The sequence below is a fragment of the Cystobacter fuscus genome (assembly GCF_044360685.1).
Taxonomy (GTDB): domain Bacteria; phylum Myxococcota; class Myxococcia; order Myxococcales; family Myxococcaceae; genus Cystobacter; species Cystobacter fuscus_C.
In genome coordinates, this window is record NZ_CP043491.1 from 2,357,488 (window position 1) to 2,383,188 (window position 25,701).

23 protein-coding genes are annotated in these 25,701 nt (G+C 69.3%); 15 read left to right on the forward strand and 8 right to left on the reverse strand.

Annotated elements, in window-relative coordinates:
• Positions 1–10 precede the first annotated feature (10 nt).
• The 4 genes from F0U63_RS09765 to F0U63_RS09780 form a co-directional block, all read right to left on the reverse strand.
• Positions 11–226, reverse strand: coding sequence for a hypothetical protein (locus F0U63_RS09765; protein ID WP_395845621.1), 216 nt, complete (start codon positions 224–226; stop codon positions 11–13).
• Between the two features lie 128 nt (positions 227–354).
• The gene (locus F0U63_RS09770) at positions 355–501 is read right to left on the reverse strand and encodes a hypothetical protein (protein ID WP_395845622.1); all 147 of its coding nucleotides are present in this window, start codon (positions 499–501) and stop codon (positions 355–357) included.
• A 92-nt stretch (positions 502–593) separates the two neighbouring features.
• Complete coding sequence (locus F0U63_RS09775; protein WP_395845623.1) at positions 594–1,319, reverse strand: double-CXXCG motif protein; 726 nt, start codon at positions 1,317–1,319, stop codon at positions 594–596.
• Between the two features lie 22 nt (positions 1,320–1,341).
• Positions 1,342–2,343, reverse strand: coding sequence for a TIGR02269 family lipoprotein (locus F0U63_RS09780; protein WP_395845624.1), 1,002 nt, complete (start codon positions 2,341–2,343; stop codon positions 1,342–1,344).
• A gap of 61 nt (positions 2,344–2,404) precedes the next feature.
• On the opposite strand from F0U63_RS09780, the gene F0U63_RS09785 reads away from it, so the two are divergent.
• The 6 genes from F0U63_RS09785 (at position 2,405) to F0U63_RS09810 (ending at position 10,977) form a co-directional block, all read left to right on the forward strand.
• On the forward strand, positions 2,405–3,688 hold the full coding sequence (locus F0U63_RS09785) for a M14 family zinc carboxypeptidase (protein WP_395845625.1): 1,284 nt from the start codon (positions 2,405–2,407) through the stop codon (positions 3,686–3,688).
• 61 nt (positions 3,689–3,749) lie between these two features.
• Positions 3,750–6,947 carry a TonB-dependent receptor domain-containing protein gene (locus F0U63_RS09790; protein ID WP_395845626.1) on the forward strand — a complete coding sequence of 1,066 codons (3,198 nt, stop codon included), beginning with the start codon at positions 3,750–3,752 and terminating at the stop codon, positions 6,945–6,947.
• A 24-nt stretch (positions 6,948–6,971) separates the two neighbouring features.
• A complete protein-coding gene (locus tag F0U63_RS09795) occupies positions 6,972–7,703 on the forward strand; it encodes a hypothetical protein (protein ID WP_395845627.1) in 732 nt (243 codons plus the stop codon).
• A gap of 190 nt (positions 7,704–7,893) precedes the next feature.
• Complete coding sequence (locus tag F0U63_RS09800; protein WP_395845628.1) at positions 7,894–9,099, forward strand: hypothetical protein; 1,206 nt, start codon at positions 7,894–7,896, stop codon at positions 9,097–9,099.
• Between the two features lie 60 nt (positions 9,100–9,159).
• Entirely contained in the window at positions 9,160–10,278 is a 1,119-nt protein-coding gene (locus tag F0U63_RS09805) for a tetratricopeptide repeat protein (RefSeq protein WP_395845629.1), read from the forward strand.
• A gap of 45 nt (positions 10,279–10,323) precedes the next feature.
• Positions 10,324–10,977: a hypothetical protein gene (locus tag F0U63_RS09810; protein ID WP_395845630.1), complete on the forward strand. Its 654-nt coding sequence runs from the start codon at positions 10,324–10,326 to the stop codon at positions 10,975–10,977.
• Positions 10,978–11,120: 143 nt separating this feature from the next.
• On the opposite strand, the gene F0U63_RS09815 is transcribed toward F0U63_RS09810, so the two are convergent.
• Entirely contained in the window at positions 11,121–11,258 is a 138-nt protein-coding gene (locus F0U63_RS09815) for a hypothetical protein (RefSeq protein ID WP_187345159.1), read from the reverse strand.
• A gap of 47 nt (positions 11,259–11,305) precedes the next feature.
• A complete protein-coding gene (locus F0U63_RS09820) occupies positions 11,306–11,929 on the reverse strand; it encodes a Uma2 family endonuclease (protein ID WP_395845631.1) in 624 nt (207 codons plus the stop codon).
• Between the two features lie 155 nt (positions 11,930–12,084).
• On the opposite strand from F0U63_RS09820, the gene F0U63_RS09825 reads away from it, so the two are divergent.
• Positions 12,085–14,397, forward strand: a complete 2,313-nt coding sequence (locus tag F0U63_RS09825; protein WP_395848347.1) for a Tex family protein — start codon at positions 12,085–12,087, stop codon at positions 14,395–14,397.
• 63 nt (positions 14,398–14,460) lie between these two features.
• A complete protein-coding gene (locus tag F0U63_RS09830; RefSeq protein WP_395845632.1) occupies positions 14,461–15,459 on the forward strand; it encodes an aldo/keto reductase family protein in 999 nt (332 codons plus the stop codon).
• 11 nt (positions 15,460–15,470) lie between these two features.
• Here the strand turns inward: F0U63_RS09830 and F0U63_RS09835 are convergent, their stop codons facing one another.
• Both F0U63_RS09835 and F0U63_RS09840 read right to left on the reverse strand, forming a co-directional pair.
• Complete coding sequence (locus tag F0U63_RS09835) at positions 15,471–16,589, reverse strand: hypothetical protein (protein ID WP_395845633.1); 1,119 nt, start codon at positions 16,587–16,589, stop codon at positions 15,471–15,473.
• Positions 16,586–18,415, reverse strand: a complete 1,830-nt coding sequence (locus F0U63_RS09840; protein ID WP_395845634.1) for an HSP90 family protein — start codon at positions 18,413–18,415, stop codon at positions 16,586–16,588. The genes F0U63_RS09835 and F0U63_RS09840 overlap by 4 nt, the downstream gene beginning before the upstream one ends.
• 175 nt (positions 18,416–18,590) lie before the next feature.
• Between F0U63_RS09840 and F0U63_RS09845 the strand changes: the two genes are divergently transcribed.
• From F0U63_RS09845 to F0U63_RS09875, 7 genes are all read left to right on the forward strand, one after another.
• Complete coding sequence (locus F0U63_RS09845) at positions 18,591–18,953, forward strand: hypothetical protein (protein WP_395845635.1); 363 nt, start codon at positions 18,591–18,593, stop codon at positions 18,951–18,953.
• Between the two features lie 55 nt (positions 18,954–19,008).
• Positions 19,009–20,334 carry an MFS transporter gene (locus F0U63_RS09850; protein WP_395845636.1) on the forward strand — a complete coding sequence of 442 codons (1,326 nt, stop codon included), beginning with the start codon at positions 19,009–19,011 and terminating at the stop codon, positions 20,332–20,334.
• 137 nt (positions 20,335–20,471) lie between these two features.
• Positions 20,472–21,695, forward strand: a complete 1,224-nt coding sequence (mxcK, locus tag F0U63_RS09855) for a myxochelin export MFS transporter MxcK (protein ID WP_395845637.1) — start codon at positions 20,472–20,474, stop codon at positions 21,693–21,695.
• Positions 21,696–21,745: 50 nt separating this feature from the next.
• Complete coding sequence (mxcL, locus tag F0U63_RS09860) at positions 21,746–23,032, forward strand: myxochelin B biosynthesis transaminase MxcL (protein ID WP_395845638.1); 1,287 nt, start codon at positions 21,746–21,748, stop codon at positions 23,030–23,032.
• 114 nt (positions 23,033–23,146) lie between these two features.
• Entirely contained in the window at positions 23,147–23,749 is a 603-nt protein-coding gene (locus F0U63_RS09865; RefSeq protein WP_395845639.1) for a signal protein, read from the forward strand.
• A gap of 30 nt (positions 23,750–23,779) precedes the next feature.
• Entirely contained in the window at positions 23,780–24,715 is a 936-nt protein-coding gene (gene fmt, locus F0U63_RS09870; RefSeq protein WP_395845640.1) for a methionyl-tRNA formyltransferase, read from the forward strand.
• 12 nt (positions 24,716–24,727) lie between these two features.
• The gene (locus F0U63_RS09875) at positions 24,728–25,699 is read left to right on the forward strand and encodes a type II 3-dehydroquinate dehydratase (RefSeq protein ID WP_395845641.1); all 972 of its coding nucleotides are present in this window, start codon (positions 24,728–24,730) and stop codon (positions 25,697–25,699) included.
• The last annotated feature ends 2 nt before the right edge of the window (positions 25,700–25,701 follow it).

The window sequence follows — 25,701 nt, forward strand, 5'->3', positions numbered from 1 at the left end:
CGGGGCGCCGTTAGCGCGAGGGCTGGCCCGGCTTGCGCGCCGGCAGCACGCCACAGTGCACGAGGGTGGGCACCACCTCGCCGGGCTCGAGGCCCGCCTCGCGCATCCAGGCGCGGTACTCCGCCGCGCTGTAGGCCCGCCCCTCGGTGAGGGTGAGGAGGATGGCCGAGTAGTGGGCCACCGCGACCGGCCCGTCGAGCGCATCATTCAGGAACACGTCGTGCACGAGCAGGCGCCGACTGCGTGAGCGTCAACTGGCCATCCGCATCGAGCGCGAGCAGGCCGAAGGCTCGCAGGGCCGTGATCAGCACCACCGCGGGCCGCTCGGCGAGGTCGAGTTCAGCGCGCAGCTCCTCAGATACGCAGCGGCTTGTTCGCCAGTCGTTCGAAGACGCGGAAATGGGTGACCGCAGCCGTGAGCAACTCACTGCCGGCGCTTGCGCGGTAGATGTCGAAGATCGGAGTCGGGTCGGTAACGGGTGACTGGTTCAAGTCGATCATGGACTGCGCACTCCTCCTGTGGGGCGGCGCCGTTCCACATCTGGGGAGGAGCCAGTCGCCAGCCGACGGGGTCCAGGGGACTTCAGAGGCCGCTATGGGGCTGAGGTCCGTGTGGGCAGTGGCTGGAACACGACTCCATCCAGGCCCAACCGCTGGCAGGTTGCAAAGAAGCGCTCGGTGCAGACGATGACGGAGGAAAAGTCCTCCAGCCGGAACAGATCCAGGTGGGCTGGTAGCGTCTTGGCATCGAGCAGAAGCTCATCTGGCAAGGAGAGTCCGGTTCGACCGCAGCGTGGGCAGGGAGGAGCGCGCTTCGCTGGAAGGCTGTCTGGGTGGAGTCTGCCCTGAGGAATGAGTTCCAACTCAAACAGTTCAGGCATGTCTCTCTGGCGGGTTTTCAGGAGCGCTTGGCAGCCCGTGAGGTGGCGGAGACCCGCCGCGTGGAGTGCGTCCAGTGCTTCATGTTGTGCCAGCAGCCACCAGGGATCAGGTGCCACGAGTTGTCCGAATCTCCCCTGATACTTGCCCACGAAGGGACCAAAAGTCGTACCGGGTTCCAGGAGGGCCTCGGGAGGAAGCAGGGGGCGAACCAACGTACAGAGCCGTTCGTACTCCTCGATGGGTTCAGCACGTGGCGTCTCGAAATCTGCCAGGGCTGCTATCGAGGTCAAGTCGATGGATGGGTAGGACTTGGAGCCGTCGCTCCATGTGGCCTGGCACACGGGACAGATGACGCCCGGCAGTCCCCATTTATAGGAGCCGTCAATGTAACCAGTGTATCTTCCAGAGACGTCGGTCTCGATTCTGAAATAATGCATGCGTGAGTCCACTCGTTTGGGCTCAGTCACAGTAGTAAGGAATGAGTGAGCCGTTCACGCCGAACCGGTTCATGAGGTCGAATGCGAAGCGCCAGATTTCTTCCTGGGTGGCACTTCTGTTCTTGGCGATGAACTGCCGCCACGCTTCATTCCACTGGCCTCCTTCTGGTCCACCACTGTGTAGCCAGGCATGAAAAGTCTTTGGGAGGCGTACGGTGAATGCATGGATGTCGATATTCCTTGTCTTGAACCACCTCGCCAAACGCTCCTGCTGTGGAAAGATGTGATGCTTTTCGAAAGGTTCATTTGAAGGGACGATACAGAGAGGATGCAGTTCCCGACGATTGAGCTGGCCACGAGTCTTCCAATTGTGCCAGGGAATCTCGAAGACGGGGTCCGCGTTCATTGGGGCGGCCAGTGGGTATCCCCACCAGCGATGGGGTCGTGCCACACCCGGGGGTCTTACCGTCGGGGTGGCCCTCGCGAGAACAACATTCGGCGAGTCCTCTGCCTCTATGTCCAGGCATCGCCAGAGAGTGCATTTCTCTTGTTCGCATAGGGGCACGACGCAGGTTGGATCATCCTGGAGTGCTTCCCAGGAAGTGCTGGACGCCATGGCCTCTTCTTGACTGTGCGACACCGGTTTTGATGCCGCGCAGTGGGTCAGCAGCAGCACGCTTAGAATCAAAATCCATCGCATGGAATTCGAAGTGCCCATCTCTCCCAGATGGTCTCCACCTTGCCCGTGGCGCCGAAGACCACCAGCCCGCAGTACACCCAGTTGCCCATGCCGATGGACGCCCCTCAACGCCGTCATGATCGCCTCGAAAGGGCTCAGGCTGCCCTCGCTCATGGACCGCATGGGTACCATGGTCCGCTGGGCCTCCCGAAAGCGCACCACCTGAACGAACCGGAGCCCAATCGTCAGGAACACACCGGTTCCCAGCAGGAGCGCCAACATCCACGGCCCCCACACGGCGTTGCTTGCTACACCGATGGCACGGCGGATGGACTCAGCCAGCATGACCTTCCGTCATACTCCCGTGGCAACCTCCGCGGTACGCCATCGCGAGGACACAGCGCTCATGATCGTTCCCACCCCCTCCCGTGAACTCCTCGACCTCTGGGCGGATGTCCACCCCGGGGATCTGCCGCCCCCCGCCCTCGTGCGCCAGCCCCACGTGGGCTCCACGCTCCGGCGGCTGCGCGACGCCGCTCCGGAACTGTTCCACCTCGAGGAAGTCGGCCGCTCGGTGGAGGGCAGACCTCTCGAACTCGTGCGCTTCGGCCAGGGGCCGCTCCACCTCCTGCTCTGGTCCCAGATGCACGGCGACGAGCCCTCCGCCACCACCGCGCTCCTCGATGTCCTCGAGTTCGTCCACCGCCACCGCCACTCCCCCCGCGTGACACGCTGGCTCTCCTCGCTCACCGTGCATGCGCTCCCCCTGCTCAACCCGGATGGCGCCGAGCGCTTCCAGCGCCGCAACGCCCAGGGCATCGACATCAACCGCGACGCGCTGGCGCTCCAGACGCCCGAGGGACGCACGCTCAAGGCGGTGCGTGACCGGCTCCAGCCGGCGCTCGGCTTCAACCTCCACGACCAGAGCTGGCGCACGGCGGTGGGCGACTCGGGGCGGCCCGCCTCCATCTCCGTCCTGGCCCCTCCCTTCGACGCCGCGCGTAACGACAACCCCGGGCGGGTGTTCGCCAAGAAGGTCTGCGCCGTCATCCGCGATGCCCTGGAGCCACTCATCCCCGGGCAGATTGGCCGCTTCGACGACTCCTTCGAGGCGCGCGCCTTCGGCGACAACCTGGGGCGCTGGGGCACGCCCACCGTGCTCATCGAGACGGGCCCCTGGCCCTCGCCCGAGCCCGATGAGCCCATGCTCCGGCTCACCTTCGTGGCCCTGATGTCAGCCCTGGAGTCGCTCGCCCAGGGGAGCGCGGAGCACGCCGACCTCGAGCGCTACGAGTCCATTCCCTTCAATCGCAGCAACGGGCTCTTGCACCTGCTCATCCGCGGCGCCCAGGTGTTTGGCGAGGCGGGAGACGCCTTCGTGGCGGACATCGGCGTGGTCGCGCAGCGGGCGCTGCGCCAGCGCCAGGGCTCCCCGTCCATCGTGCTCACCGGAAGCATCGAGGAATTGGGAGACCTGAGCGTCCTGGGGGCGATGGAGGTGGTGGACGGCTCGGGCCTCACGGTCGTTCCGCTCCCGCCCGGAGACGTGAAGGTCGGACAGGTGCTGCCGCTGCCTCCCCGGAGCGCCCGCGGGGTTCGCACGGAGCAACCCGCGGAGTTGATGCTGTTGCGGCCGGTGGATTCCGCCGGCAACCACCGCGTGGAACGGGTCATCCGTTACGAGCGCTGATTCCCAGTTTCCAAGAAATATGGCAGAGGATTCCCCTTCGCATCCCAGGAGGGGAACGACCGTGAACTCACAGGTTGGACGCGTGCGCGCGTGGTGTGTGCTGTTGTTGCTGTGGGGCACCAGCGCGATGGCGCAGGGCACGGCGGTCATCGTCGGTAAAATCATCAACGGCGCGGACAAGCAGGCCGTGCAGGACGCGGTGGTGTCGGTCACCTCGCCGAGCCTCCAGGGCGAGCAGGTGGTGGTGTCGGACGCCAGCGGCCTGTACCGCATTCCGCAACTGCCGCCGGGCGTCTACACCCTCCTGGTGGACCGCGAGGGCTTCAAACCCTTCTCCCGCCCGGACATCCAGCTACGGCTTGATCGCACCATCCGCTTCAATGTGGAACTGCTGCCGGAGGCGGGCCTGAGCGAGGACGTGGTCGTCGTGGCCACGCCGCCCACGGTGGACGTGGGCTCGAGCACGCAGGGGGTGAGCGTGGATACCGCCCAGCTGCGCAACCTCGCGTTGATCCGCCCGGGCAGCAAGGGCTCGGCGTCGCGCTCCTTCGAGTCCCTGGCCGAGCTGGCGCCGGGCGCGCAGGAAGATGCCTTCGGGGTGAGCATCAATGGCAGCACCTCGCCCGAGAGCCAGTACGTGGTGGATGGCCTGTCGGTGAATGATCCCTCGGTGGGCACCATCGGCACGCCGCTGTCGGTGGAGTTCATCAAGGAGGTCAACGTCATCACCGGGGGCTACATGCCCGAGTACGGCCGCTCCACGGGCGGGGTGCTCAACGTGGTCACCAAGTCCGGCTCCAACGAGTTCCAGGGCTCCGTCTTCGGCACCATCGCCCCGGGCTTCCTGCAGACGCCGGGGCTGGAGATCCGACGGGCCGGCAGCGTCATCTCCGCGCAGGGCACGCCGTGGAACCAGGGGGACGTGGGCTTCGAGCTGGGCGGCCCCATCCTGCGCGACAGGCTGTGGTTCTACGCGGGCGCGGCGCCCTCGTTCAATCGCATCCAGGTCGCCCGGCAGATCAGCGCCTTGAGCCTGTGCACGGAGGTCAATCCCGCCATCGGCTGCGCGAAGGTGGGGGCGGTGCAGAAGGATCCGGTCACCGGCTTCCAGGTCGCCACGCCCATCGAGGGCACGCGGGAGGAGCGCTTCGCGGACGAGCGGACCCTGCAGTACATCGGCAAGCTCACCTATCTCTTCAACCCGGACCACACCTTGAGCGTGTCGGTGTATGGCACGCCCAACCAGTCCGGTGGCCCGAGCCGCTACTCCTTCAGCCGTGATGGGGCCCCGGAGGTGTGCACCAGCGGGCTGTCGTGCACCGCGTACGTGCAGGGGCAATATGACGCCATCGCCACCCTTCGCACCGGGGGCGCCATGGACGTGGTGGCCAAGCAGTCCTCGTCCTTCTTCGACAAGTCCCTGCTGCTCGACGCGACGGTGGGCTGGCACCACCAGCAGGCCTCCACGCTGCCGACGGACGGCTCGGGGCTGTCCAGCGGCTGGGGTCTGTCCGCTACGCCCAACATCTCCTGGCGGCGCTCGGGGGGCCCGGGCTACCACTCCATCACCGAGTTCGAGACCCTCCCGGATCCTTCCATCTGCGAGGGCGGGCGCTGCCCGGTCTCCTCGTACTCGACGGGAGGGCCCGGCACCATCGGCGTCTCGGAGCTCAATCGCTATCAGGGCAAGGTGCTGGGGACGTACCTGTTCCAGGCCCTGGGCCACCACGTGCTCAAGGCCGGCTTCGATGGCGAGACCGCCAGCTTCTACAACAACCGGGCGCGCACGGGACTGGCCCCCTGGGTCGAGCACCCCGATGGCTCGCGCTTCTTCACCCAGAACCAGTACGGCTACCTCGAGGCGCCGGACGTGCCCGTGTTCGACCCGAACAAGGAGGGCACGTCCACCTCGATGACCCTGGGTGGCTTCGTGCAGGACAGCTGGTCCGTGCTCGACAAGGTCACGGTCAACGTGGGGGTGCGCTACGACACGCAGACCCTCTGGGGATTGGATGGCAAGGTGGGGTTGAGCCTGCCCCACCAGTGGTCGCCCCGCCTGGGCGTCATCTATGACTTCACCCAGCAGGGCCGCTCGAAGCTCTACGCCAACTTCGCGCGCTTCTACGAGAACGTCCCGCTCGACATGGCCGACCTGTCCTTCCCCCAGCAGCGGCTGCTGTCGGCCTACTACGACGCTCTCGCCTGCAACCCCTCCCGCCCGGGAGACCTCGCGCCGGGAGGCGCCTGCAACTCGGACAGAAACCGGCTGCCCACCGGCAACCCGGAGAATCCCAACCAGTATTGGATCGCCGAGGGTGGAGACCGCGTGCCGGTGGATCCCAACATCCGCGCGCAGTCCAGTGACGAGTTCGTCGTGGGCGCGGAGTACGAGCTCGTGTTCGGCCGCCTGGGCGTCTCCTACACGAGGCGCTACCTCAATGACGTCATCGAGGATATGAGCCGCGACGACGGCAGCACCTTCTTCCTGGGCAACCCCGGAAAGGGCAACTCGACGGACTTCCCCCTGGCCCGCCGCGACTACGACGCGGTGAATGTCTATTACACCAAGACCTTCTCCAACTCGTGGCTGGCGCAGGTGAGCTACACGGCGTCCTCGCTGCGCGGCAACTACTCGGGCCTCTTCCGCGCGGACACCAATCAGTTGTCTCCCAATCTCACGCGCGACTTCGATCTGCTGTCGCTCACCACCAACCGCGAGGGGCCGCTGCCGGGAGATCGCACGCATGCGTTCAAGGCCTTTGGCGCCAAGGAGTTCCGCGTGTCGCGCGACCTGAACATCGACCTCGGTGGGGGCTACCGGGTGCGCTCGGGCTCGCCGCTCAACTACCTGGGCTACCACCCGCGGCGCAGCGGCGCGGAGACGTTCATCCTGCCGCGTGGCAGCGCGGGCCGGCTCCCCTGGGTCCACAACATCGACGGGCACCTGGGTCTGAACTACCGGCTGGGTGGCAACACCTCGCTCGGCGTCACCCTGGATGTCTTCAACCTCTTCAACTTCCAGCAGGTGACGGACGTGGATCAGGTGTTCACGTTCACCCAGGTGCTCCCCATCGAGGACGGGGGCAAGCCCTCCGATCTGGACAGCTGCGTCGAGCCGGGCAACCCCGCGTGCCGCGTGCGCTCCTCGGCGGCCAACAACCCCCTCATCACCAACTCGGACATCAACCCCAACTTCAAGCGCCCCATCGCCTACCAGTCGCCGCGCTCCGTCCGTCTGGGAATGCGGCTGAGCTTCTAGGCGCGTGCATCCCGGAGGAACATCATGAAGCGTGGATTGATTGGTTTGGGGTTGCTCCTGAGCGCCTGTGGGGCCCAACGGCAGGATCCGCAGTGCGTGGTGGCGCGGGCCGTGGCCTCCGGCTCCACCGGCTCGTTCGCGGCCACCTATTCGCTCAAGCCGGGCGAGGATCCGGCAAGCGCCTGTGCCCAGCTCAAGTCCGAGCCGGTGGGCTTGCAGAAGTACCTCGGCGAGGAGGGAGCACTGGACTCGGTGGGCCTGCGCACCGCGCGGGTGGGCAAGCTGGTGAAGGAGGCGATGCTGGACCCCGCGGCCGAGAACCAGCCCAACTCCGTGGGCGCGTTGACGACCGAGGCCCCGGGGCCGGACAACTTCTGCGAGGTGCCCGTCCTCAACCCCACGCGCCTGGTCACGCTCGCGTCCTCGTCGGAGGGGGCCAAGGCGCTGACGTACGAGTGGTCGGGGCTGCGCATCTACAACACCCCGTCCATCCCCGGCACGCAGTTCATCGCGGACCTGCGCTACACGGAGAACGGGTGCACCGCCCAGTACACCGTGCGCGGCATCTGGCCCGTGGTGGCTTGCGGAAGTGGCTCGAAAAACAACGAGCAGCCGCCGGTCGAGGCCAGGTGCGACCCCTACGCGGACCCCCCCACGCGCCTGCGCGGCTCGGGCATCAACCCCAGCTTCCCCGTGAAGTGCGACCCCATCGCCCTCATCTGCGTGCTCACCGGCGAGGTGCCTTCCGTTCCGTAGCCCTGGGAACTCGGGCGGCTCTTTCTTCGGAGGTGAGAAAAAGCGTCACTCCCAGGCGCTTTTTCTCTCAAGCTTTGAGTGACAGGCTTTCGCTCCGCGCTCGGAAACTCCGCGAGCCCCAGGCGCGATAATCCTACATATAACCAGTACGTGCGCTGAGTACGTACGGTCTTCACTCCAGGACTTCGTGATGAGCGTTCGCTTCCACTCGCCCAGGTCTCTGTTCCACCGGAACCACGCTCAGCCCTCCTCGCAGCCCAAGCAGCTCTCGCCGTCCAAGCCGCTGCCAAGTCTGCCCCCCGAGGCCCAGCAGAAGACCGCTCCCGCGCCCAACCTCAACAAGCCGCTGCCGAGTCTGCCCCCCGAGGCGTCCGCGCCGGCGGTGAAGAAGCAGCCGGCCCCCGCCACCCCGCCCGGGGCGCTGCTCGTCCCCGTCAACAACAACAATGGGATGCTCGCGAGCTCGGGCAATGCGGTCAACCTGCCGGGCCCCGCGCCCTTCAAGGAATCCCTGGGCGCGAAGCCGAACAAGCTCGTCGATGCCCAGGGTCCCAAGGTGGAGAAGGACTTCCTGGGTGGCACGCTGACGGCGCAGACGGGCTCGGCGAGCCTGAACACCGTCAAGCACAACGCCAAGGGCTCCCACCAACTGTACGTCCAGGGCGAGGTCAACGGGCCCAACGTCTCCTTCGTGTCCAACGTGCAGCACGATGGCCGCCTGGGGACGAGCACCGCGCAGCTCGTCGCCGACGCCAATGCCCTCAAGGTGCAGGGCCAGGCGGGCTACAGCCTCGACACACGCAGCCACGTGTACAACGCGAATGCGTTCCTCAAGGCCGAGACCTCGGTGGGGGTCGCGGCCCAGGCGACCCATGACTTCAACGAGCACGTCGGTGTGTACGCGACAGGGTCGGCGAGGGCCTCCGCCCTGGCGGTCGCGGAGGGCAGCGCGGCCTTCGATCCGAAGAACCGCACGCTCCTGGTGTCGGGCCGGGTCGGAACGGGGGCGTCCGCCGAGACCAATGCCACCTTCGGGGGCCATGTGGGCCGCATGCACGGTTCCGTCACCCTGGGCGTGGTCGCGGGCGCGGTGGCGACCGCCGGCGGCAGGGCCGGGTTCGACAAGGGCAAGTTCACGCTCGCCACGGACGTGAAGGCCGCGATGGGCGTGGGCACCCGCGTCAGGACCGAGGTGGCGATCGACACGAGCCACCACCCCAAGCCCTCGATCAAGCAGGGGCTGGTGAACTCCGGTCTGGTGGGCCTGACGCCGGGGCTCCCCACGGCGAGCCAGGGCCCGATGACCGGTCATTCCCATTCGGCGCTCGGGGCCCTGTTCAAGTCGAGCATGCTGGCCACCGCGCCTGGGCTCCCCCAGGTGTCCCACTCCACGTGATGCGTCGAAGCCGTTCCCCGCTGGTGGCCCGTTCGTGAGTACTCGAGTCCAGGAGTCGTGATGCCATCCCTCGGTGAGATGTTGGCGATGGGCCAGGTGAAGCAGGCCGCGGTGCTGGCGAATCAGCGGTTGAGCCGCAATCCCCACGATGGGGAGGCGCTCGTCGCGCTGGCCCGGGTGTCGCTGGTGGAGGGCGATGGGGCCCGGGCCGAGTCCCTGCTCCAGCAGGCGGACGCTCATGGCGCGCGGCGGGACGTGGCGCTCGTGCGGGGTGCCCTGGCGCTCCATCGCGAGGACTGGGAGGCGGCCAGGACGCTCTACCTGCCGCTCGCCGCCCAGGGCGATGACCGGCCCGAGGTCTGGTATGGCCTGGGGGTGGTGCTGCTCCGGCTGGGCAACGTCGAGGCCGCGCGCGAGGCGCTGGAGCGCGCCGTGACCATCGATCCCCAGGCCTCCTCCTACCGCTTCGAGCTGGGCCGTGCGTGGGCGATGGGGGAGCGGGTTCGGCCCGCGGTGCGCCAGTTCGTCTGCTGCTTGCGGTTGGACGCGCGGGATGCGCGGGCGTGGCGCTTCCTGGCCGAGCTGTTGGCGCAGCGAGGCAAGGTGCGCTCCGCCGAGCGGCTCTTGAAGCGGGGCCAGGAGCTGGTGCCCGAGGCGGCGGTGCTTCGCGAGCCGCTGCCCACGCCCGCCCCGGCCGCGGAGCCGAACGCCGCCCTGATCGAGCAGGTGGTGGAGTTCTTGGGCCGCAGCCGCAACCGCGAGGCATTGGCGCTCGTGCGGGAGGCGGAAGGCAAGGGCGTGCGCTCGTTGACCCTCAAGCTCCTGGAGGCCAAGGCCCGCGAGTCCCAGCTCCGGCCGGATGATGACGGGGTCATCCGCGCCTATGAGGAGGCGATGGGGATGGATCCCAATGCGTGGGAGGCGTGCAACGACCTGGGGCTGTTCCTGCTGCGGCGGGGTCAGCGCCACGCGGCGCTCGCCATCGAGGTGCTGCGCGAGGCCCGGCGGCGGGCGCCCACCCGGCCCGAGCCGGTCTTCAACCTGGCGGTGGCGTACTCCAAGGGAGGCAGGACCACCGAGAGCGCCGAGCTGGCGCGGCGGCTCGTGAGCACCCTGCCCGCCGAACATCCCTTCCACGGCCATGCCCGGGCCCTGCTCCAGAAGCTGGGCGAGGCCTGAGCGGGGTGGTTCCGCGCGCGAGCACATGGGAAGCTTTCGCGTTCCATGTCCTCTCCTCCTCCCGCGATCATCGACAAGGATGATTTGTGGTTCCTGGAAGCCGTGGCGGAACTCGATGCGCCGCTCTACATGCTGCTGCTCCCCGATGCGGGCGTGGCGTTGAACATGCCTCGTCCACATGGCCTCTCTCCCGAGGCCCTGTGCGAGAAGTTGGTCTCGCTGTGTGAGCGTGACCTCATCCAGATTCGTCAGTCAGCAGATGGGGGGCAGGTGGCGCGCACCCGCGAGGACATCGCGCGAGTGTTGGCTGGGAGCAAGCCTCGTGACCCGGAGGGCTTCGTCTATGTGCTGACCGCTCGAGGGGGGCTCACCTGGGAGCACTACGCCCGGCCAGACTGGAGCCGCTACGTCGCCTCGTACATTGGCTATGACCCACAGGAGGGCACCATCCATGCCTCCAGCCGTGAAGCCGCGGAGGCGGAGTTCCAGCGTTACACGGACGACGGCGACATTGCGCAGCCCATTCCGGAGTCGAAACAGGGTGAGGTGTTGGCGCCCTGGCAGGCCACCTACTGGAAGGAGCTCCCCTCCGGGTACCGGCTGCGCTACGAGTGGGTGAAGCGGCCAGCGGATGTGCGCCGGATGATGAGCGGCTCGGTCAGTCAGCCGTGGTTCTCAACGCTCGTGCTCGACGGGTGAGGAGGGATGCCTCACCTGGACTCTCCTCCCGCTGATCGCCCCCATCGCCGTTTGAAGGTGTCGCGGTGCGCGGCCCACCAGTCGCGCCACTCCTGGACCGCCCGCTGCCGCTCGGCCCGCGGACCCGCGGGCTGGAAGCGGAGTCACGTGGACGTCGCGTCCCTCAGCACCATCTCCGCCAGGAAGCGCGTGCGCAGATCCTCGCTCTCCAGCAGCTCGATGAGCTGGGGAATGGTGTGCCGGGCCATCTCCTCTCGCTGCCGCGCGAATGTCTCATCCATGACCGGGTTCTCTTTCGTGGCCTGAGTCGGTGAGTAGTGACGATGCCTCACCTGGACCAGAGCCGCGCCAGGTCGAGTTCGACGGCCTCGAAGGGCTCGGCACGCACCCGCTGATCCTCGGCGAAGGAGTCGACCAGGAGCCACTGGCTCCCCTGGAGCCGGAAGATCTCGAGCGTGCGGGCCAGCGGATCCACGTGCCACATGTGCCGGACTCCTTCCCGGGCGTAGATGCGCTGTTTGGGGCCCTTGTCCCGCTGCCGCGTGCTCTTGGAGAGGACCTCGCATACCCAGTCCGGGGCGAGATCGTAGTGTGCTGGCGCGTCCTTCCCGCCAAGGACATCTGGCATCCGTTCACGCCGCCAGCCGGCGAGGTCCGGGACGAGCTTGTCCGGGCGTGGGCCGAAGTGAAGCTCCGGCTCATCGATGAAGACCCATCCTCCAGGTCCCCCCGTGCCGAGCCAGAAGGGCGCCCCGATGAGGACGCCCAGTCGCGTCGCCACGCTGGCATGTGGACGGGCAGGGCGAGGGCTGACGTGCAGCTCCCCGTCGAGGATCTCCGCCACCATCTCGGGTGGAGACGCCTGGAAGGCCGCCTCCACGGACGGATCATTGCGCTCGGTGGCGTCGGGGTCTGGAGGGTCGCGGGGGGGCATGAGGGAAGAATTCAGCATGGCCCCCGGCTCGTGCAACGCCGAGGCCGAATCCCCTCCGGTCAGGGTCCGTGTGCCACGGGCCCGCCCGGCCCCTCCTTATATGAGCGGGGTGGGGTGGGCTCCCGGACGGGGCCTCGCCATCGGGTGTGGGATGGTGTAGGGTGCGAGTCGCCATGCACGTCTACGCCATCGAGCTGTCGAAGGAATTGGGCCTCAAGGCCGAGCAGGTGGACCGTACCCTGGCGCTGAGCGCCGAGGGGGCCACGGTTCCGTTCATCGCCCGCTACCGCAAGGAGGCCACGGGGGGCCTGGACGAGGTGCAGATCCAGACCATCCTCGACCGCGCCGCCGAGCGCGAGGAGCTGGACGCGCGCCGGGAGACGATCCTGCGCTCCATCGAGGGACAGGGAAAGCTCACCCCCGAGCTGACCCAGGCGCTGCAGCGGGCCAAGACGCGCACGGAGCTGGAGGACCTGTACCTGCCCTACAAGCCCAAGCGCCGCACCCGCGCGGCCATCGCCCGGGAGCGGGGTCTGGAGCCGCTGGCGGACCTGCTCTGGAAGCAGGAGGGCGCGCGAGGCGAGGACGTGGCCACCCGGGTGCGCCCGTTCATCCACGCGGACAAGGAGGTGCCGGACCAGGAGACGGCGCTGGCGGGCGCGCGCGACATCTGCGCCGAGCGCGTGGCCGAGGACGCGGGCCTGCGCCGCACCGCGCGCGAGCTGTGCGTGAACAAGGGCCGCCTGCGCTCGGCCGTCGTGTCCGCCAAGAAGGGCGAGGCCACCAAGTTCGACAACTACGCCGACCACGAGGAGGACCTGTCCAAGGCGCCCTCGCACCGCATCCTCGCGCTGCTGCGCGGCGAGGCCGAGGAGGTGCTGCGCCTCCAGCTCGCCCTGCCGGATGACGAGGTGAAGGGCACGCTCTCCTCGCGCGTGGTGACGAAGCCCCAGTCGCCGTTCGCCCCGCACCTGCGTGCCGCGGTGGAGGACTCGTGGGAGCGGCTCATGGGGCCCTCGCTGGAGAGCGAGCTGCGCAACGAGCTCAAGGAGCGCGCGGACCGCGAGGCCATCACCGTGTTCGGCCAGAACCTGCGCCACCTGCTCCTGTCCCCACCCGCGGGTGGCCGGGCGGTGCTCGCGTTGGACCCCGGCCTGCGCACGGGCGTCAAGGCCACCATGCTGGACGCCACGGGGAAGCTGGTGGACACGGCCACGCTCTACACCGAGCGCGGCGCCAACGAGCGCGCCACGGCGGCGCGGCAGTGCGGCGCCATCATCCAGAAGCACAAGCCGGAGCTCATCGCCGTGGGCAACGGCACGGGCAGCCGCGAGGCGGAGGGCTTCGTGCGCGAGGTGCTCAAGGTGCTCGGGGTGAATGTGCCCGTGGTGTCCGTGAGCGAGCAGGGCGCCTCCATCTACTCGGCGTCCGAGGTGGCCCGCGAGGAGTTCCCCGACCTGGACGTGTCGCTGCGCGGCGCGGTGTCCATCGGCCGGCGCCTGCAGGATCCGCTCGCGGAGCTGGTGAAGATCGACCCCAAGAGCATCGGCGTGGGCCAGTACCAGCACGACGTGGACCAGGGGCAGCTCAAGAAGAAGCTGGGCGAGGTGGTGGACTCGTGCGTCAACGCGGTGGGGGTGGACGTCAACACGGCGTCGCCGCAGCTGCTCGAGCACGTGTCGGGCATTGGCCCCACGCTGGCCAAGAAGATCGTCACCCACCGCGCCGCCAAGGGCCGCTTCACCACGCGCCGGGAGATCCTCAAGGTGAGTGGGCTCGGGCCCAAGACGTTCGAGCAGGCCGCGGGCTTCCTGCGCGTCCACGGCCCGGAGCCCCTGGACGCGAGCGCCGTGCACCCCGAGCGCTATGGCGTCGTGGAGCGCATGGCGAAGGACCTGGGCGTGGACGTGAAGCAGCTCGTGGGCAACGCCGCGCTGGTGCGGAAGATCGATCCCAAGCGCTACCTCGGGCCGGACCTGGGGGAGATGACGCTCAAGGACATCCTCGCCGAGCTGGAGAAGCCCAGCCGGGACCCGCGCGGCGACTTCACCGCGCCCTCCTACCGCGAGGATTTGCAGAAGCTGGAGGACGTGAAGGAGGGCATGGTGTTGCAGGGCGTGGTCACCAACGTGACCGCCTTTGGCGCCTTCGTGGACGTGGGCGTGCACCAGGATGGGCTCGTGCACGTGTCGCAGTTGTCCAACCGCTTCATCAAGGATCCGTCCGAGGCCGTGAAGGTGGGGGATCGGCTGACGGTGAAGGTGGTGAACGTGGACCTGGCGCGCAAGCGGCTCGGGCTGTCCGTGCGCGCGCTCACCGAGGGCACTCCGGCGGCGGCGCCCTCCAGCCGCCCTTCGGCCCCGTCCAGCCGTCCGTCGGGCCCGTCCCATGCGCCCATGAGCAAGCAGGGGGGTGGCAAGGCTGCTCCGGCGCCGAAGCCCTCGGCCGAGCCCTTCAACAATCCCTTCAGCAAGCTCAAGCGCTGATCCGGCCAGCATCCAAGGGAGTTTGGTGCGGACAGGGGGAGGCGGACGACTTAAGTCTCCCCCATGCACTTCCGACATCTTGGCGGCAGCGGTCTGATGGTCAGCGAGATTTCCTACGGCAACTGGCTGACCCATGGTTCCCAGGTCGAGGAGGACGCGGCGCTCGCGTGCGTCCGCGCGGCCCTCGACGAGGGCATCACCTCCTTCGATACCGCCGACGTCTACGCCGGCACGCGCGCGGAGGAGGTGCTCGGCCGCGCTCTCGCGGGACAACGCCGCGAGGGCCTGGAGATCTTCACCAAGGTCTACTGGCCGACGGGCAAGGGGCCCAACGACCGGGGCCTGTCGCGCAAGCACATCATGGAATCCATCCATGGTTCGCTCAAGCGGCTGAAGACGGACTACGTGGACCTGTACCAGGCGCACCGCTACGACTACGAGACGCCGCTGGAGGAGACGATGCAGGCGTTCGCCGACATCGTCCGTCAGGGCAAGGCGCTCTACATCGGCGTGTCCGAGTGGAAGGCGGAGGAGATCCGCGCGGGCGTGAAGCTGGCCCGGCAGCTCGGTTTCCAGCTCGTGTCCAGCCAGCCGCAGTATTCGATGCTGTGGCGGGTCATCGAGGCCGAGGTGGTGCCCACGTGCCAGGAGCTGGGGGTGGGGCAGGTCGTCTATTCCCCGATTGCCCAAGGGGTGCTCACGGGCAAGTACCGCCCGGGACAGGCGCCGCCGCCGGGCAGCCGCGCCACGGACGAGAAGGGCGGAGCCGGTTTCGTCCAGCGCTTCCTGCGCGATGACATCCTCGAGCGCGTCCAGCAGCTCAAGCCGGTGGCGGACGGGGTGGGGCTGTCGTTGGCGCAGCTCGCCGTGGCGTGGGTGCTGCAGAACCCGAACGTCTCCTCGGCCATCATCGGCGCCTCGCGGCCCGAGCAGGTCAAGGAGAACGTGAAGGCCTCGGGGGTGAAGTTGAGCGCGGAGGTGCTGCGGCGGATCGACGAGATCCTCGGCTCCGTCGCCGAACGGGATCCCTCGCGCACCGGCAGCCCCCCGAAGCGGCCGTGAGCTGACGGACGCTAATCGTCGATGGGCAGGGGCCGTGCCTCGGCGGCGAGGCGCTGGGTGCGCGCGAGCAGTTGGTGGAAGCGGTCCGTGCCGTTGCGCGCGTCGAACTTCGTGGCGAGATCCTCCGCTTGCGCGGCGAGCCAGCCACGCAGGGCCCGGGTCTCGTAGGTGCCCCCGGGGGAGTACAGCGCGAAGGTGCGCGGCAGGGCGAGCTCCACCCGCTCCCGTGTTTCCACCATGGCGCGCTCCATCAGCGCGAGCGCGGCCGCGTGGAAGGTGAAGCGGTTGAGGGGCGTCGCGTGCTCCAGCGCCCAGCCCAGATGCCGCTCGAAGAGCTTCAATCCCCGCTCCACGTTCCCCGTCAGCGCGAGGAACTCCAGGTGCTCGCCCACGGTGCTGACGAAGTACCGATCTCCACGCACCATCGCGTAGCCACGCAGGTGGTGCTCGCGCGCCTGCTCCCACTGGCCCAGCTTGAAGAGCGGATAGAGCACCCGTCCGAACGTGAGGTGCGGCACCTTCGCGCACGTGTGGCGGCCCTCGAGCAGGGGCCGGGCCCGCTGGAGCAGCCGCGCGTAGTCTCCCTGGTCGACGAAGTGGTGCAGCTCGACGTTCAGCTCGCACGCGAGGCAGTCGGTGAGGTGGTCGCGAGGCGTCTCCAGCCACCGGGTGCGCATCGCCTCGGCCAGGGCCTGCTCGCCCATGTCCCGGGCCGCCAGGTAGCGCAGCTTGAACACCGCGCGCTGGCCCGCCCCCGCCTTCGCGTAGCCCTGCTCCACGTCCTCCAGCGCGGCCTCTATCTGCTTGCGGCCGATATGGGGGAACTCGGGCAGCACGCCCACCATCCACTTCTGCTTCCACAGCAGGCCCTCGGGATCGAAGCGCCGGGGGTCTCGCTGCTGCTGGCCGCGGCACCAGGCGTAGGCGACCAGGGCGCGCTCGGGGAAGCCCGCGAAGGTGGCCGCCTCGATGAGCTCGTCGCGCGTCTCATAGGCGAGCGCCACCTCGCCGTGCGTGTCCGCCAGCCGGGCCGCCTCCTCCAGCGCCATCACCTTGGACTCGCCCGGCTCCAACCGCTCGGCACGCGCGCGCAGGGTGTTGAACCGCTCGCGCCAGTCTTGCTCCGTCAATGCATGCCTCCCGTGCCTTCGTCGTCATCCAGGCGCGCCGCGATGAGGCCGAGCAGGCCCCGGTTGAGCAGCGCCATCTCCCGCGCGTTGAGCGGCCGGTGTCCGAGCAGGAGCGCCTGGACATACAGCATCTCCACGGACAGCCGGAGCTGGGCGGTGTCGCGCACGCGCGCGAGCTGGCGTACCACGGGGTTGCGCAGGTTGAAGCACAACTGGGGCCTCGCCTCGTCGGAGCGCTTGCCCAGTGCCCCCTCGAGCACCGAGGCGTACAGCGCGTCCGTCTCCTCGCGTGCTCGCTCCAGGTCGCGCTGGAAGGCGCCGTCGCTCGCGTCGCCGTAGAGCGTGGGCACCTCGGGCGGGAGGAATTTCTTGAGGCTCACCTCGCACCGGAAGGGCTCCAGGGCCTCCTCCGCCACGCGCCGCAGCCGGGCCACCGCCTCGTTCTCCTCGTGCGTCAGCTCCTCGAAGCCCTGGGGGAGCCGCGCCGCGGAGAACAGCTCCACCTGGACGTCCGGGTGCACCCGGGGCAGCTTCTCCAGGAGCGCCGCGTCGTGCGTGTAGGCGGCGTTGATGATGCACAGGCCCTGGGCGGCCGCCACGCGCGCCACCTGCCGGAAGGTCTCCAGGGTGTTGACGTAGCGCACCGTGGAGGACTCCTGGCGGTAGTGCTCCAGCGTCATCGTGCCGAGCGTCGTCTCGAAGGGCAGCCAGTGGATGACGAGCCGGTAGAAGTCGTCGTCGTCCAGCGCGAGCGACTTCACCGACAGGCCATGCAGGGCGATGAGCCGCTGGAGGGCGCGGGGCTGCTCGTTGGCCAGGTCCACGAGGTACTGGCGCAGCTGCTGGCCGAGCGCCTCGCGGGTGCGCGAGAGCGTGGCGTCCTCGTAGAAGGACTCGCGGCTGGCGGTGGGGCGCAGGCCCTGGGCGTCCACCACGCATTTGACGAAGAAGGCCCAGTCCGGCAGCAGGTTCTCCGCGCTCTCCGACAGCAGCATGCCCTTGAGGTACACGCGGTGCTTCTGGCGGGCGTTGAAGTGGGGAGAGAAGGGCAGCACGTAGGCCACGCCCTCCACGCCGCCGGCCTCCGCGCGCAGCGAGACGCAGTCCACGAAGTCCATGCCGAACACCTCGCGCCCATGGGCCAGCAGCGCCTGGCGCCGGGCCGCCGCGCTCGGGTACGTGCGGCGCCAGGGGGGCGGGGCGCGGTTGAGGTGCTCGGTGTGGCCGTCGGCGGTGAGGTGGATGGGGTAGGGCAGCAGGCCGCCGTAGTGGAGGATCAGCTGGCGCACGCGCTCGGGGGTGAAGTACTCGGCGGCGTCCGGGCGGGGCAGGAGGAAGACCTGGGTGCCGCAGCGCTCCATCGGGTGCGCGGAGAGACCCACGGAGTAGGTTCCATCATGCCGGCCGCGCCACTCCCAGGTGCTGCCGTCCCCCCGCACCGAGCGCGTCACCACCAGCAGCTCGTCACACACCATGAAGCACGAGAGCAGTCCGATACCGAACTGACCGATGAAGTCCGCCCGGTGGGCCTCGAGCGCCTCGCGCTTGGAGCTCTCGCCGATGGTGGCCAGGAAGCGGTGCAGCTCCTCCTCGGTCAGCCCCACGCCCTCGTCGTGGAAGCGCAGGGTGGGCGGCCCGCCGTCCTGCTTCTCGATGAGCTCCACGTGCACCGCGCCGGGGTGGGTGGGCTCCAGGTGCTGGCGGGCGCGGTTGGCGTCGGTGGCGTTCTGCAGCAGCTCGCGCACGAACACCCCGGGAGTGCTGTAGAGATGGTGGGAGAGGAGGTCGATAACCCCCCGGAGGTTGACCTGGAAGCGATGTGCCACGGGCGGCCCACTCTAGCGCAGATGCCTGGGCCCGTATGTGCTCGTTCCGGGGCGTCCAGCGCATGACGGTCGGGCGGGCGTCCGCTCCGGTGACGGGGGGCCAGTGGCGTCCGGGGCGGCGGTGGAGTATTTCCTTCCTGGCGGGCCGGCGCGGTCTCCGAGGTGGGTTCCACACATGAAGCAGGGAAGGGCGGCCAGGTTCTCCTCGCTGCTGGGGCGCTACTACGGCCGGTTGCGGCGCGAGGTGCGCGAGACGGGTGAGCTGTATCATCTGCTCGCGCGGGCCGCCCGCCGGCAGCCGCTCACGCCCGAGGAGCGCCGGCGCATGCGGGCGCAGTTGATCGACGTGGCCAAGGTGCTCCCCGCGCTCGCCATCTTCGCGGCGCCCGGGGGCATGTTGCTGTTGATCGCCCTGGGCAAGGTGCTGCCCTTCAGCCTGTTGCCCAGCGCCTTCCGGGAGGATCCGCCCGCGCCTCCCCCGCCGGTGCCCGTCCCGGCCCCGGAAGCGGACGAGCCCGCGCGGCGCGAGGTGGGCTGACATCTCCCGCGACGAGTGCTTGCCCGGCCCCGGGGAATCACGCTCTGTTGTCCCCATGGAGACACATTCGAGCCTCGAAACCCAGCCCTCGCTCGCGCAGCGCCCGCTCTCCGCCCAGGACGTGAGGACGCTCGGCCTGGCGGCGTTGGGCGGCGCGCTGGAGTTCTACGACTTCATCATCTTCGTGTTCTTCACCGCGGTGATCGGGGAGCTCTTCTTCCCCGCCGACACGCCGGAGTGGCTGCGCCAGTTGCAGGCGTTCGGCCTGTTCGCGGCGGGCTACCTCGTGCGGCCCCTGGGCGGCATCGTGATGGCGCACTTCGGTGATCGCGGCGGGCGCAAGCGCATGTTCGCGCTGAGCGTGTTCATGATGGCGGTGCCCACGCTGCTCATCGGCTCGCTGCCCACCTACGCCACGGCCGGGTACGCGGCGCCGTTGTTGCTGTTGCTCATGCGCATGCTGCAGGGCGCGGCGGTGGGCGGGGAGGTGCCCGGCGCGTGGGTGTTCGTCTCCGAGCACGTGCCGGAGCGGCGCGTGGGGCTCGCCTGCGGCATCCTCACCGCGGGCCTCACGTTCGGCATCCTGCTCGGCTCGCTGATGGCCACGGCCATCAACGTGTTCTACACCCCCGAGCAGGTGAAGGACTTCGCCTGGCGCATCCCCTTCCTGGTGGGCGGCGTGTTCGGCTTCTTCGCCGTCTACCTGCGTCGCTGGCTGGCCGAGACGCCCGTGTTCGAGCAGATGCGCCAGCGCAAGGCGCTCGTGCAGGGGCTGCCGCTCAAGGAGGTGCTGCGGGGACACGGCACCGGCGTGGTGGTGTCCATGTTGATCACCTGGTTGCTCACCGCCGCCATCGTGGTGGTCATCCTGATGACGCCGACGTTGATGCAGAAGCTGCATGGCATCGTGCCGGCAGATGCGCTGCGCGCCAACAGCCTGGCCACGCTGAGCCTCACCCTGGGGGCGGTGCTCTTCGGCCTGGCGGTGGATCGCTTCGGCGCGGGGTGGGCGCTGGCCGCGGGCAGCGTGCTGCTGTCCGTGACGGCGTACTTGCTCTATGTCGGCGTGGGCGCGCGGCCCGAGCTCCTCGCCCCGCTGTACGTGCTCGCGGGGCTGGGCGCGGGCGTGGTGGGGGTGGTGCCCTCGGTGATGGTGCGCGCCTTTCCCGCGCAGGTGCGCTTCTCGGGCCTGTCGTTCTCCTACAACATGGCCTACGCGATTTTCGGTGGGGTGACGCCGTTGGTGGTGACGCTGATGATCCAGGCCTCGCCCCTGGCTCCCGCGCACTACGTGGCGGCGGTCGGGGCCGTGGGGCTCGCCGTGGCGCTCTACCTGCTGACCGCCGGGCGCGCGCGCTTCGCCTCCATGCGCGGCTCCTGAGCAGGCACGGACACGCATCCGAACACGGGGGACTTGCCCACCGCCCCCCGTGTCGTCTATAAGTGCGCCCGCTTCATGATTTTGATTTTCATTATCATTATCAGTGCTGGAAGGGCGTCGAGTCCCGGGAGCCTGTCGTGACCGTATCCACCCCGCCGAGGTCGGAGCAGCGGATGCTCTGGCTGCTGGCCGCCGTGCAGTTCACCCACCTGCTGGACTTCATGATCGTCATGCCGCTGGGGCCGGAGTTCATGCGGCGCCTGGGCATCACGGCCGCGCAGTTCGGGGTGCTGGTGTCGGCGTACACGCTGGCGTCGGCGGGGATGGGGCTGCTCGGGGGGCTGTGGTTGGACCGGTTCGATCGAAAGCGCACGCTGCTCGGGCTGTACGCGGGGTTCATCGTGGCCACGCTGCTGTGCGGCTTGTCGGACACGCACCTGGGACTGCTCGGGGCGCGCACGGTGGCGGGGGCGTGCGCGGGGCTGATGAGCGCGGTGGTGCAGGCCATCATCGGGGATGTCATTCCGGCGGAGCGCCGGGGGCGGGCCATCGGCACGGTGATGGCGTCGTATGGCCTGTGCGCGGTGGCGGGCGTGCCGCTGGGGCTGTGGCTGGCGAGCCAGTGGGGCTGGCGCTCGCCGTTCTGGGTCATCTGCGCGCTCGGCGGCGGGTTGTGGCTCGCGCTGCTGTTCGTCCTGCCCGCGGTCAACCAGCACCTGTCCGGGCGGCGTGAGGCGCGGGGTGGGGCCTCGGCCGGGCCGGGGTGGTCGCCCGCCCTGGCGCTCGGGTGGGTGTTGACCTTCTGCGTGGTGTTCTCCGGCTTCCTGCTGATTCCCTATCTGAGCCCCTACATGGTGGGCAACCTCGGGCTCCAGCTGTCCGATCTGTCCTGGGTGTACCTGGCGGGTGGGGCCGCCACGTTGTTCAGCTCGCGGTGGATTGGCCGGCTGGCGGACCGGTTCGGCCCGGCCCGGGTGCTGGGCGGACTGCTGGTGGGCACGGTGGGGCCGCACCTGTTGTTCACGCACCTGAGCGCGGCGCCGCTGCCCGGGGTGGCGGCGGTGTTCGTGCTGTTCATGGTGCTCACCTCCGGGCGGGCCATTCCCACCCTGGCGCTGGTCGCCTCGCGGGTGCCCCCCGCGCTGCGCGGCCGCTACATGGCGGTCAACATGGCGGCGAGCGATGGCGCCTCGGGAGCCGGCGCGTGGGTGGGGGGCCTGCTCTTGACGGTGATGCCGGATGGCGCGCTCGCGGGGTTTGGCCGGGTGGGGTGGATCGCCGCCGGGGTGACGGGCTGCGCGCTCTTCACGCTCTGGTTGTTCGGCCGCCGCGTCTCCGCCCCGAGCGCGGTGCCGGCCTGAGTTCTTCCAACGCTGTTTCCCTTCAACTTCCCCTTCACACGAGGAATCCCATGGACGTACACGCGAATCGGCATCCGTCTCTGCCCCGGCCCATCGTGGGCAAGATGGACCTGACCAACTCCAACCGCCTCCTGGCCGAGGCGAAGCGGCTGGTGCCCGGCCTCACCCAGACGATGATGAAGAAGCCGGAGATGTTCGCCCCCGGCTCCTTCCCCGTCTACCTGTCCCGCGGGCAGGGCGCGCTGGTGGAGGACGTGGACGGCCAGCAGTACATCGACTTCATCTGCGGGCTCGGGGCGAACTCGCTCGGCCACAACCACCCGGCCGTCGTGGACACCATCCGCCAGCACCTGGACGAGGGGCTCCTGCACTCGCTGCCCACGTCCTGGGAGGTGAGCGCCGCGCGCACGCTGGTGGAGATGATCCCCGGCGCGGAGATGGCGCGCTTCTTCAAGACGGGGGCGGATGCCACGTCGGCGGCGGTGCGCCTGGCGCGCTACGTCACGGGCAAGGAGCACCTCATCACGGTGGGCTACAACGGCTGGCACGACCACTTCATGTATGACACGCCGGGAGTGCCCGCGGTGCTCGCCCAGTACACCACGCGCATGCCGCTGTTCGAGGAGCCGGACGAGGCGGCGCTGCTCGCCCGCATCGAGCAGACGGGCAGCCAGCTCGCGGCGGTGCTCCTGTCGGTGCCCTTCAACCGCTGCCTCACCCGCGAGTTCATGCACAAGCTGCGTGCCACGTGCACGGCGCACGGCGTGCTGCTCATCCAGGACGAGGTCATCACCGGCTTCCGGCTGGCGCCGGGCGGCGCCCAGCAGTTCTTCGACGTGAAGGCCGACTTCGTCTGTCTGTCCAAGGCGATCGCCGCGGGCATGCCCCTGTCGGCGGTGGCGGGGCCGGAGAAGTTCCTGAGCAAGCTGGCGGATCTGCAGGTGTCCACCACCTTCGGTGGCGAGCTGCTGTCCCTGGCGGTGTGCGAGGCCGTGCTCAAGGTGAGCCGCGAGCCGGGCTTCACCGAGCACCTGGCCACCCTCGGCCGGCGGCTCGCCACGGGCATCAACGCCCGGGCCGAGCGCGTGGGCTCGCCGCTGCGCATCCTGGGCTATGACGCCATCCCCCTGTTCCGCTTCTCCAAGAACCCCATGGAGAACGCGAAGCTCACCCAGCCCTTCCAGGCGGGCATGGCGCGCCGTGGCATCCTCTTGCGCCGCGATCTCAACTTCATCTGCGCGGCGCACACGGTCGAGCAGATCGACTACACCGTCGAGATGGCCGAGGAAGTGATGCGCGAGTGCCTCCAGCAGGCCCCGGCCCCCAGCGCGGCCTGAGCCGGACGTCCACCGGGCCCCGGGGGTGAGCCACCCCCCCGCCGGGCCCGGGGGGAGACCCGGCCATGCGGAAGGCGCCGCCCGACCGGGGAGATTGGGGTAGGCTGCCCCGCCATGTCTCTTGACTCCACGCCCTCGGGTCGCCCCCACATCCTGCGTCGGACGCTCCTGCTCGATGCCGGCTTTCAGTTCCGCTACATGTTTCGGTTCGCCGCCATTGGCGCGTTCGGGGTGCTGCTCATCGGAGTGCTCGCCTCCCAGGTGATTCGCAAAGCGGTGGTGGAGGAGGGCGGCTCGCCGGAGGTGATGCTGGCGAGCAGCGACACCCTGCTGTGGCTCGGCGGGGTGGGCGCGATCGTGATGGCCATCCTCACGTCCCTGGTGGGGCTGGTGCTCACCCACCGGGTGGCGGGGCCCGTGCACGTGATGAACCTCTACCTCGCGTCCATCGCCGCCGGCCGCTATCCGCGCCTGCGTCCCCTGCGCAGCAGCGACGAGCTGCGCGAGTTCTTCGAGTCCCTGAGCTACACGGTGGACCGGCTGCGCGAGCGCGAGGCGGAGGAGGCCCGTCTGCTCACCGAGGTCATCGACGCCCTGGAGCCCCTGGCCACCACCCAGGACGCCCAGGCGGCGCTGCGCATCCTCGGCTCGATGCGCACCCGCAAACGTCAGGCCATCGAAGGTCCCACCTCGGGAACGCTGAAGTCCGTTGCCTGACGCGCCCGGGTGCAGCACAACACCCCTTCCATGACCCGTCCCCGCATCGTCTTCATGGGCACGCCCGACTTCGCCGTGCCCTCCCTGGCCGCCCTCTTCGACATCGGGGACGTGGTGGCCGTCGTCACCCAGCCGGACAAGCCCAAGGGCCGGGGCCAGGCGCTCGCCATCTCCCCGGTGAAGGCCTACGCGCTCGAGCGGAACGTGCCGGTGTTGCAGCCCCAGAAGCTGCGCACCCCCCCCTTCTCCGAGGTGCTGCGCGAGCTCGAGCCCGACGTCGCCGTGGTGACGGCCTACGGGAAGATCCTCCCCAAGGACCTGCTGGAGACGCCCGCGCGCGGGTGCCTCAACGTGCACGCCTCGCTGCTGCCGCGCTTCCGGGGGGCCGCCCCCATCCAGTGGGCCATCGCCCATGGGGACACGGAGACGGGCGTGGCGTTGATGGTGATGGATGAGGGCCTGGACACCGGGCCCGTGCTGGCCGAGAAGCGGCTGCCCATCGCCCCGGACGAGACGAGCGCCACCCTGCACGACAAGCTGTCCTCGCTGGGCGGAGCGCTCCTGCGCGAGTACCTCCCGGCCTACCTGCGCGGCGAGCTGACGCCCGTGCCGCAGTCCTCCGAGGGCATGGTGCTCGCGCCCATCATCCACAAGGAGGAGGGCAAGCTCGACTTCTCGAGGCCCGCGGTGGAGCTGGAGCGGCGGCTGCGGGCCTTCACCCCCTGGCCGGGCGCCTTCACCACCCTGGAGGGCAAGCTGTTCAAGGTGCACAAGGCGAAGGTGGGCACGGGACAGGGCGCGCCGGGCACCGTGCTGTTCGCGGACGCGCGGGGGCTGGAGGTGGCGTGCGCGCAGGGCTCGCTGGTGCTGCTCGAGGTGCAACCCGAGGGCAAGCGGGTGATGCCCGTGGGGGACTTCCTGTCGGGCCGCAAGCTCGCGCCGGGCAGCCGGCCTTTCGAGACGTAGGAGAGACACGACATGGGCAAGAGGCTGTTGGTGCTGCATGGGCCCAACCTGAACCTGTTGGGTGAGCGCGAGGGCCGTGAGGGCGGACGGTTCGCCGACCTCGACGCCGCCTTGAAGGCCCGGGCGGCCTCCCTGGGGCTGGAGCTGACGGTGGTGCAGTCCAACCACGAGGGCGTCCTGCTCGACACCCTGCACGCCGAGCGCTCGCGCGTGGAGGGCGTGGTGGTGAGCCCCTCGAGCCTCTTCGGCTCGTACCCGCTGCGCGATGCGCTGGAGGCCATCGGGCTGCCCGCGCTCGAGGTGTACCTGGAGGAACTCGGCGGGCGCGAGTCCGTGGTGGCCGAGGCCTGCGTCGCCACGCTCGAGGGAGAGGGGTTCGACTCGTACCTCCAGGCCCTGGAGCGCTTCGCGAGCGGAGACCTCACCGGCGAGTCCTCCGAGGAGGACGAAGGCGACGAGGACGTCGAGGACGAAGACGTCGAGGACGAGGACGACGAGGACACCGACGGCGAGGACACGGACGACGAGGCGGGGGAGGACGAGGTGGCCGAGGCGCCCGTGGGGCTCGTGAAGACGCTGGGCCGCCGGGGCACGGGCGTGAAGGCTCCGGCCGTGGCCCCGGGCCGGGATGCCGCGGGCCCCCGCAAGACGCTGGGCCGCAAGGTGGTGGAGGCGGCCCCGCCTCCGTCGTCCGTGAAGACGCTGGGCCGCAAGAGCCCGCGGGCCGCGCCATCGGAGGACGTCCTCTCCCGGGCGCTGGTGCGCGGCAAGATCGCCGACCGGCTCGCCGGACGCCTGTCTCCCGCGGACCTGGCCACCTGGGCGCGCTCGTGGTGGACGCGCATCCAGGGAGGCGCCCCGGCGGAGACGGGCTACCGGGAGCTGCTCGAGGACATCCTGCAGCGGCTCACCCTCGCCAACATCCCGGCGACCCGGATGTCCGAGACGGAGCTGGTGGAGTGGATGACCCGGCTGGAGGGGTGAGG

Excerpts from the sequence above, each read along its gene's own strand:
- F0U63_RS09770 (WP_395845622.1), bottom strand. The coding sequence starts at position 501 with ATGATCGACTTGAACCAGTCACCCGTTACCGACCCGACTCCGATCTTC.
- F0U63_RS09775 (WP_395845623.1), bottom strand. The coding sequence starts at position 1,319 with ATGCATTATTTCAGAATCGAGACCGACGTCTCTGGAAGATACACTGGT.
- F0U63_RS09780 (WP_395845624.1), bottom strand. The coding sequence starts at position 2,343 with ATGCTGGCTGAGTCCATCCGCCGTGCCATCGGTGTAGCAAGCAACGCC.
- F0U63_RS09785 (WP_395845625.1), top strand. The coding sequence starts at position 2,405 with ATGATCGTTCCCACCCCCTCCCGTGAACTCCTCGACCTCTGGGCGGAT.
- F0U63_RS09795 (WP_395845627.1), top strand. The coding sequence starts at position 6,972 with ATGAAGCGTGGATTGATTGGTTTGGGGTTGCTCCTGAGCGCCTGTGGG.
- F0U63_RS09800 (WP_395845628.1), top strand. The coding sequence starts at position 7,894 with ATGAGCGTTCGCTTCCACTCGCCCAGGTCTCTGTTCCACCGGAACCAC.
- F0U63_RS09805 (WP_395845629.1), top strand. The coding sequence starts at position 9,160 with ATGCCATCCCTCGGTGAGATGTTGGCGATGGGCCAGGTGAAGCAGGCC.
- F0U63_RS09810 (WP_395845630.1), top strand. The coding sequence starts at position 10,324 with ATGTCCTCTCCTCCTCCCGCGATCATCGACAAGGATGATTTGTGGTTC.
- F0U63_RS09815 (WP_187345159.1), bottom strand. The coding sequence starts at position 11,258 with ATGGATGAGACATTCGCGCGGCAGCGAGAGGAGATGGCCCGGCACACC.
- F0U63_RS09820 (WP_395845631.1), bottom strand. The coding sequence starts at position 11,929 with ATGCTGAATTCTTCCCTCATGCCCCCCCGCGACCCTCCAGACCCCGAC.
- F0U63_RS09825 (WP_395848347.1), top strand. The coding sequence starts at position 12,085 with ATGCACGTCTACGCCATCGAGCTGTCGAAGGAATTGGGCCTCAAGGCC.
- F0U63_RS09830 (WP_395845632.1), top strand. The coding sequence starts at position 14,461 with ATGCACTTCCGACATCTTGGCGGCAGCGGTCTGATGGTCAGCGAGATT.
- F0U63_RS09845 (WP_395845635.1), top strand. The coding sequence starts at position 18,591 with ATGAAGCAGGGAAGGGCGGCCAGGTTCTCCTCGCTGCTGGGGCGCTAC.
- F0U63_RS09850 (WP_395845636.1), top strand. The coding sequence starts at position 19,009 with ATGGAGACACATTCGAGCCTCGAAACCCAGCCCTCGCTCGCGCAGCGC.
- mxcL (WP_395845638.1), top strand. The coding sequence starts at position 21,746 with ATGGACGTACACGCGAATCGGCATCCGTCTCTGCCCCGGCCCATCGTG.
- F0U63_RS09865 (WP_395845639.1), top strand. The coding sequence starts at position 23,147 with ATGTCTCTTGACTCCACGCCCTCGGGTCGCCCCCACATCCTGCGTCGG.
- fmt (WP_395845640.1), top strand. The coding sequence starts at position 23,780 with ATGACCCGTCCCCGCATCGTCTTCATGGGCACGCCCGACTTCGCCGTG.
- F0U63_RS09875 (WP_395845641.1), top strand. The coding sequence starts at position 24,728 with ATGGGCAAGAGGCTGTTGGTGCTGCATGGGCCCAACCTGAACCTGTTG.